This is a genomic window from Streptomyces sp. NPDC001594 (assembly GCF_042893675.1).
Classification (GTDB): domain Bacteria; phylum Actinomycetota; class Actinomycetes; order Streptomycetales; family Streptomycetaceae; genus Streptomyces.
In genome coordinates this window covers 1-5,236 of the sequence record NZ_JBIAVB010000037.1, presented here as the reverse complement: position 1 = coordinate 5,236, position 5,236 = coordinate 1, and the positions used below count along the sequence as shown (strand labels likewise).

At 75.2% G+C, this 5,236-nt stretch carries 1 protein-coding gene and 1 pseudogene; both read right to left on the bottom strand.

Annotation, left to right across the window (positions count from 1 at the left end; all coding sequences use genetic code 11):
- Positions 1-4,256: pseudogene (locus ACFY0O_RS37590) on the bottom strand (type I polyketide synthase); the annotation flags it as partial.
- Positions 4,257-4,376: 120 nt separating this feature from the next.
- The coding region (locus tag ACFY0O_RS37585) for a phosphopantetheine-binding protein (protein ID WP_388955591.1) at positions 4,377-5,236 on the bottom strand (860 nt) is incomplete at its 5' end.

Sequence of the window (5,236 nt, the reverse complement as noted above, 5' to 3'; positions counted from 1 at the left end):
AGGTCGCGGACGCCGTGCTCGGTGACCAGGTGGCGGGCGAAGAGGGCGCCGAGGCCACCGGTTCCGCCGGTGATCAGGACCGTGCCGTCCCCGAACGCTCCTGCCCCGGCCGGGGTGGCGGCGGACCGCGCCAGCCGCGGTACGAGGACCGAGTCGCCGCGCAGGGCGAGCTGTTCCTCACCGGCCGCCAGCGCGGCGGAGATCCGCTCCCAGGAGGCCTCGACGTCGGCGGCCTCGACCAGGGCGAACCGGCCGGGGTTCTCGGCCTGCGCGGAACGCACCAGCCCCCACACCGCCGCCGTGGCCGGGTCCTGCCGCTCGGCGGTGAACACCAGCCGGGACCCGGCGAACCGCTCCTCGTCCAGCCAGGACCGCACCAGCCTCAGGGCCTCCACCACGGCGGAGTGCACCTCGCCGGCCGGGGTGCGCGCGACCATGTACGGGGGGACGCCGTCGCCCTCCTCGTCCAGCCAGGCCCAGTCACCGCGGCTGCTCTCCCCGAGCACCGGCTCGACCCACTCCACCCGGAACAGGGCGTCGCGCAGGGAGCCGCCGTCCTCCAGCTGTCCGGCGGTGACGGCGCGCAGGGCGAGGGACTCGACGGCGGCGACGGGTGCGCCGGTCTGGTCGGCGAGGGTCAGCGCGACCGAGTCCGTCCCGGCGGGGGCGATGCGCACGCGCAGGGCGGCGGCCCCGGCCGCGTACAGCGACACCCCGGTCCAGGCGAAGGGCAGGCGGGCCCCGCCGTCGCCGGTGACGAAGGACCCCAGGCCGATGCCGTGCAGGGCGGCGTCCAGCAGCGCCGGGTGGATGCCGTAGCGGCCCGCGTCGGCGGTGGCCTCCTCGGGGAGGGCGACCTCGGCGTAGACCTCCTCGCCGAGCTTCCAGGCGGCCCCGAGGCCCTGGAACACCGGCCCGTAGGCGAGTCCAGCCGCGCCGAGGGCCTCGTACAGGCCGTCCGTGTCGAGTGCCTCGGCCCCGGCCGGCGGCCATACCGCCAGCCCCTCCGCGGGGGCGGAGCCGCCGGGGGAGAGCGTGCCCTCGGCGTGCCGGGTCCACGGCTCGCCGGTGTCGGCGTCCTCCGGGCGGGAGTACAGGCTCAGCGCGCGACGGCCCCGCGCGTCCGGCTCCGCCACGGTGAGCCGCAACTGGACCCCGCCGTCCTCGGGCAGCACCAGGGGCGCGGCCAGGGTCAGTTCGTCGAGGGTGTCGCAGCCGGCCTCGTCACCGGCCCGTACGGCCAGCTCCACGAGCGCCGCACCGGGCACGACCGCCCGGTCCAGCACCCGGTGGTCCGCCAGCCAACGTTGCGAACGCAGCGACAGCCGGGCGGTGAACAGGAAGCCCCCGGAGTCGGCCAGCGAGATCGCGGTACCGAGCAGCGGGTGCCCGGCCAGGCTCAGCCCCAGCTCCGCGGCGGCCGCACCGGCCCCGAGCGCGCCCCGGGTGCCGGCGGACTCCAGCCAGTACCGAGCGCGCTGGAAGGCGTACGTCGGCAGCCCCGTCACCGTCGGGCGCGCGTCGGCGTGGAAGCGTTCCCAGTCCACCCGTACGCCCCGCACGTGCAGCTGGGCGACGGCGTGCACCAGCGACCACACCTCGGGCCGGTCCCGGCGCAGCGACGGGACCAGCGCGGCCCCGGACTCGGCGGTCAGGCAGGCGCGGGCCATCAGGCTCTGCATGGCGAGCGGCCCGACCTCCAGGTACGTGGTCACTCCCTCGGACTCCAGCGTGCGGACGGCGTCGACGAACCGCACGGCCTCGCGGACGTGCCGCACCCAGTACTCGGGGTCGCACATCCGGTCGGCGTCCATCAGCTCGCCGGTCAGCGCGTCGACCATCGGGATGCGCGGGGCCCGGAAGGTGAGCGAGCGGGCGACCTCCCGGAACGCGTCGAGCATCGGGTCCATGTGCGGGGAGTGGAAGGCGTGCCCGACGGTCAGCCGCTTGATGCGGTACCCGTCGGCCTTCCAGCGGTCGCCGAGCCCGGCGATCAGGTCCTCGTCACCGGAGACCACGAACGCCTCCGGCCCGTTGACCAGTGCGACGCACACGCGGCCGCCGAGCTCGTCCAGGGCTTCGCGGACGACCTGCTCGGGGGCTTCGACGGCGACCATGCCGCCGCCCGCGGGCAGCTCGTTCATCAGCCGGCTGCGCGCGGTCACCAGGGTCGCGGCGTCGGCGAGGGAGAGCACTCCGGTGACGTGGATGGCGGCCGAGTCGCCGATCGAGCCGCCCGAGACCAGGTCGGGGCGGATCCCCCAGTGCTCCAGCAGCCGGTACAGGGCGACTTCGAGGGCGAAGATGGCCGGCGAGGAGTACAGGGTGCGGTCGATGAGCGCGGCTTCGGGGGTGCCCTCGGGGGCGAAGACGATCTCGCGGATCGGCCGGTCCAGGTGGCGGTCGAGTTCGGCGCAGACCTCGTCGAAGGCGGCGGCGAACACCGGGAACGCCTCGTACAGTTCGCGGCCCATGCCGGGACGCTGGCTGCCCTGGAAGGTGAACAGGAAGGCCGTGCGGCCCTTCTCGGCCGTGCCCCGCACCAGCCCGGGCGCCGCTCCGGCGCCCTCGGCCAGGGCGTCGAGGGCGCCGAGCAGCTCCGCGCGGTCGTCGGCGACGACGGCGGCCCGGTGCTCCCAGGTGGAGCGGGAGGCGGCCAGGGAGTACGCGAGGTCCACGGGGGCGGCCGCCGCCGCACCGGGGGACTCCCGCAGGAACGAGGCCAGCCGCCCGGCCTGCGCCCGCAGGGCCTCGGGGGTGCGGCCGGAGACGAGGAACGGGAGGGTGGCGGGCGGGGCGACGGAAGCGGCCTGCGGCTGCGGCTCCCCGCCTTCCGGCTCCGCGTCGGCGGGGGCGGCGTCGGGGGCGTCGGCGGGGGCCTGCTCCAGGATGATGTGCGCGTTGGTGCCGCTGATGCCGAACGAGGAGACGCCCGCGCGGCGCGCGCGGCCGGTCTCGGGCCAGGCCCGGTCCTCGGTGAGGAGTTCGACCGCGCCCGCCGACCAGTCGATGTGGCTGGACGGCGCGTCCACGTGCAGGGTGCGCGGGAGGGAACCGTGGCGCATGGCCTGCACCATCTTGATGACGCCCGCGACGCCGGCGGCGGCCTGGGTGTGCCCGATGTTGGACTTCACCGAGCCGAGCCACAGCGGTGCGGCGCCCGCCGCCCGGTCCTGGCCGTAGGTGGCGAGCAGGGCCTGGGCCTCGATCGGGTCGCCGAGCTTGGTGCCCGTGCCATGGGCTTCCACCGCGTCGACGTCGGCGGTGGTCAGGCCCGCGCTGTCGAGGGCCTGGCGGATGACCCGCTGCTGGGAGGGGCCGTTGGGGGCGGTGAGCCCGTTGCTGGCGCCGTCCTGGTTCACCGCCGAGCCGCGGACGACGGCCAGTACGTGGTGTCCGGCGCGCACGGCGTCCGACAGGCGCTCCACGAGCAGCATGCCGACGCCCTCGCCCCAGCCCGTGCCGTCGGCGCCCTCGGCGAAGGACTTGCAGCGGCCGTCGGCGGACAGTCCGCGCTGACGGCTGAACTCCACGAAGGTCGCCGGCGTCGCCATGACGGTGACCCCGCCCGCGAGGGCCATCGTGCACTCCCCGCGCCGCAGCGACTGCACGGCGAGGTGCAGGGCGACGAGGGAGGAAGAGCAGGCGGTGTCCACGGTCACCGCCGGACCCTCCAGGCCCAGGGTGTACGAGACGCGGCCGGAGGCGATGCTGCCCGCGCTGCCGTTGCCGAGGTAGCCCTCCAGCTCCTCGGGCACCTCCGCCACGCTCGTCCCGTAGTCGTGGTACATCAGCCCGGCGAAGACGCCGATCCGCTGCCCCTTCACCGACAGCGGGTCGATGCCCGCCCGTTCGAACGCCTCCCAGGAGGTCTCCAGCAGCAGCCGGTGCTGCGGGTCCATCGCCTGCGCCTCACGCGGGGACACCCCGAAGAAGCCCGCGTCGAACTCCGCGGCGCCTTCGAGGAAACCGCCCTCGCGGGTGTACGAGGTCCCCCGCCGCTCCGGGTCCTCGTCGTACAGCGCCTCCACGTCCCAGCCGCGGTCGGAGGGGAAGGCGCTGATGCCGTCCCGGCCGCCCGACACCAGCTCCCACAGGTCCTCCGGCGTCCGCACGCCGCCGGGGTAGCGGCAGCTCATCCCGACGATCGCGATCGGCTCGGTGGCCTCCGCCTCCACCTCGCGAAGCCGTCGAGTCGTCTGACGCAGGTCGGCGGTGACCCGCTTCAGGTAGTCAACGAGCTTCGTTTCGTCCGACATCGGTGTATCGCCTTTCAAGGAATCTCTGTGCTTCGGAGCTGCGGAGCTGCGGAGTTTCGGAGCTTCGGAGTTTCGGATCGGTGTGGGAGGGAGGGGGGAGGGGGAGGACGGTCCTGGCTACAGGGATCCGAATTCCTTGTCGATCAGGTCGAAGAGTTCGTCGGTGGTGGCCGATTCGATCTCACGCTCCTCGGACGCGGCACGAGCGGCGCTCGTGGCGTCCACGGGCTGGGACGCCGCCGCGCCGGAGGCGCCGAGCCGCTCCAGGAGGGCGCGCAGTCGGGCCTCCGCCTTCCCGCGCAGCACGTCGTCCTGGGCGAGGGAGGCCAGGACGGGCTCCAGGGAGTCCAGCCGTTCGGCGAGTGCGTGTTCCGCGTACGCGTCGACCAGCTCGGCCCGCAGGTATCCGGCGAGCGCGGCCGGCGTCGGGTAGTCGAACACCACCGTCGCGGGCAGGGTCAGGCCCGTCACCGGGCCCAGCCCGTTGCGCAGTTCGAGCGCGGTGAGGGAGTCGAAGCCCAGCTCGCGGAACTGCCGCTCGCCGTCCACCGCCGAAGCCCGCGCGTGCCCGAGGACCAGCGCCACCTGACCGCACACGAGGTCCAGCAGCACGGCGTCCCGTTCCTCGGCGGGCAGCGCCAGCAGCCGCTCGCGCAGCGACGGCCCGGTGGCCGTGGCCCCGGCGGGTTCCGCCGCCCGGGCGGCGGTCCGGCGGGCCGGTCCGGCGGTCAGGGCCCGCAGGAGGGCGGGGACGTGGTCGCGGGTGCGCAGGGTGCGCAGGTCGAGGGGGACGGGGACGAGGAGGGGTTCGTCGGTGGAGAGGGCGGCGTCGAAGAGGGCGAGGCCTTGGTCGACGGTGAGCGGGCGGACGCCGGAGCGGCTGATGCGTTCGACGTCCTCGTCGGTGAGGGTGTCGCCCATGCCGCCGACGCCGGCCCACAGGCCCCAGGCGAGGGAGAGGCCCGGCAGGCCCGCCG